Genomic DNA, 2,521 nt, shown 5'->3' with positions numbered 1-2,521 from the left:
CCAGCCCGGCGCCGGCCAGCTCGCGGACGCTCACGCCGGGCAGCCCAGCCACAGGGAGAGCACGAGCGTCGCGCCCACGCCCGCGAACACGCTGGAGGCGCGGTTGATGGGCACGGTGAAGGTGTTCTCCCGCGCGTCCAGCAGCACCAGCCCGCCGAAGATGCCGCTGCCCTGGGAGAAGAGCCCCACGGCCAGCTCCACGGGCAGCGTGGGCCGCGTGAACATCCCGGTGAAGCCCTCGCGCAGCTGGGCCGCCGCGCCCCCCACGCCCGAAGAGGCCCACAGCGCGAGCAGGACGACGAGCGCGGGCGCGGCCACCATCTGCTCCTCCACGAAGTAGCGCTCGCGCGCGCCGGGCACGTGGTTCTTCGCCAGCCGGCTCATGAAGCGCAGCCGCACGAAGTAGCTGACGACGTACACCGCCCAGTCCAGCGCGGCCACCCAGGCGAGGCGGAGCTCCGTGCCCGGCCCCGTGGCGACGAGCAGCGCCGCGAGGCTCACGCCCAGCGCCACGCGCGAGGGCCACGCGACGTGCCGGCCGCTCACCGCGTCCACCAGCGGCGCGAGCACCAGCACGCCGCCGCGCATCAGCAGCATCATGAAGACGATGGAGGTGCCGTCGAAGGTGTACGCCAGCGTGGTGGTGGCGATGATGCCCGTGGTGCACAGGCCCGACAGGAAGGTCCACCGCCCGGGCCAGGGCAGCGCCCACGGCCCCACGCGCAGCCGCCCCGCGTGCTGAAAGGCGCCGCTCCACGCCAGGTAGGCGAACATCCCCACCAGCGTGGCCAGCGCCGTGGAGGGCAGCAGCACGAAGCCGGGCAGCCCCGCGCTCATGCCCGGCAGGGCGCCCAGGCTCAGCGCCTTCGTCAGCGCGCTATAGGGCAGGTAGCAGGCGAAGTAGCCCAGCGCGAACCACCCGATGGAGACCGGGGCCTTCGGGGGCGGGCTCATCGTCCACGCGCCGCGTGACAGGAGCACCGGGGCAGGCTGTCCGGCGCGGGGAATGGCGCCAGCTCGCGCTCCACCACCGCCAGGGCCCGCGCCTCGCGCGCGTCCAGCGCGTCGAGCATCTGCGTCTCCTCCCGGGCCACGGCCCGGTCCACCCACGCGGGAGCCCCGGCGCCCATGACCTCGCGCAGCAGGTGCCGGTGCTGGAGCCTCAGCTCCAGCAGCGTCCGCCACCGCTTGCGCAGCCGCCTGCACTCCTCGTCACGCGTGGCATCCATGGTGCGTCCTCCGGCCTGCGCGGCCCATGCACGCCTCCCATTTCAGGATGCATGCCATGGCCTTCCCGGGCCGGGCCGGGCGCGGCTCCGCAGGAATTGCGCGGCCCGGCGTGCGCTCCGCAACGCTTGCGTCCCCGCGGCACTCCGGGCCGGTGTCCTGGCCGCGCATGGCGGATGCAAGGTGGGGGAAGAAAGGGAACCCACGTCCATGCGCATCGCCTTCTTCGACACCCACCGCTTCGACCGCACCGCCTTCGAGGAGGCCAACGCCGCCTCCGGCCACGCCCTCACCTGGTTCGAGCCCCGCCTGACGTCCCAGACGGTGGGGCTGGCCGCGGGCTTTCCCGCGGTGTGCTCCTTCGTGAACGACCGGCTGGACGGCCCGTGCCTCCAGGCGCTGGCGGCGGGGGGCACGCGGCTGGTGGCGCTGCGCTCGGCGGGCTTCAACCACGTGGACCTGGAGGCGGCCGCCCGGCTGGGGATGACCGTCGTCCGCGTGCCGGAGTACTCGCCGCAGGCCGTGGCCGAGCACACCGCCGCGCTCGTGCTCGCGCTCAACCGCAAGGTGCACCGCGCCTACGCGCGGGTGCGCGAGTGGAACTTCTCGCTGGACGGGCTGGTGGGGTTCGACCTGCACGGCAAGACGGTGGCGCTGGTGGGGCTGGGGCGCATCGGCCGCGCCACCGCCCGCATCTTCCACGGCTTCGGCTGCCGGCTGCTGGCGGTGGACCCGCGGCTGTCCCAGGACGACGCGAAGGCGCTGGGGCTGGAGCCCGTGACGCTGGAGGACGCGCTGGCCCGCGCGGACGTCGTCTCGCTGCACGTGCCCCTCACGCCCGCCACGCGCCACCTCATCGACGCGGCGGCGCTCGCCCGGATGAAGCCCGGGGCCATGCTCATCAACACCGGGCGCGGGGCGCTCATCGACAGCCACGCGCTGCTGGCGGCGCTCAAGTCCGGCCACCTGGGCGCGGCGGGCCTGGACGTGTACGAGGAGGAGGAGGGCATCTTCTTCCAGGACCTCTCCGGCCAGGTGCTCCAGGACGACGTGCTCGCGCGCCTGTTGACGTTCCCCAATGTGCTCGTCACCGCGCACCAGGCCTTCCTCACCCGCGAGGCGCTGGACGCCATCGCCCGGACCACGCTGGAGAGCGTGACGCGGTTCGAGCGGGGCGAGCCCCTGGGGGTGACGGAGGTCCGGGCCGAGCAGGTGCTCCCGCGCTGAAGGCCCGGCCCGCCCGCGGGCGGCGGGGCCCCGGCTACCTCCAGCGTCACGCGCTCCCCGTCGCGCG

At 74.4% G+C, this 2,521-nt stretch carries 3 protein-coding genes; 1 reads left to right on the top strand and 2 read right to left on the bottom strand.

Annotation, left to right across the window (positions count from 1 at the left end):
• Positions 1 to 30: 30 nt before the first annotated feature.
• Both ACLEQD_RS41285 and ACLEQD_RS41280 read right to left on the bottom strand, forming a co-directional pair.
• Positions 31 to 954 carry a hypothetical protein gene (locus tag ACLEQD_RS41285; RefSeq protein ID WP_410391399.1) on the bottom strand — a complete coding sequence of 308 codons (924 nt, stop codon included), beginning with the start codon at positions 952 to 954 and terminating at the stop codon, positions 31 to 33.
• Positions 951 to 1,229, bottom strand: coding sequence for a hypothetical protein (locus tag ACLEQD_RS41280; RefSeq protein WP_410391398.1), 279 nt, complete (start codon positions 1,227 to 1,229; stop codon positions 951 to 953). The genes ACLEQD_RS41285 and ACLEQD_RS41280 overlap by 4 nt, the downstream gene beginning before the upstream one ends.
• Before the next feature lie 208 nt (positions 1,230 to 1,437).
• Here ACLEQD_RS41280 and ACLEQD_RS41275 point away from each other — a divergent pair, with 208 nt between their 5' ends.
• Entirely contained in the window at positions 1,438 to 2,454 is a 1,017-nt protein-coding gene (locus ACLEQD_RS41275; protein ID WP_410391397.1) for a 2-hydroxyacid dehydrogenase, read from the top strand.
• The last annotated feature ends 67 nt before the right edge of the window (positions 2,455 to 2,521 follow it).

It is taken from the genome of Corallococcus sp. 4LFB (assembly GCF_046520365.1).
Taxonomy (GTDB): domain Bacteria; phylum Myxococcota; class Myxococcia; order Myxococcales; family Myxococcaceae; genus Corallococcus; species Corallococcus caeni.
The sequence above is the reverse complement of the archived record's forward strand: the minus strand, read 5'-3'. Positions and strand labels throughout refer to the sequence as shown.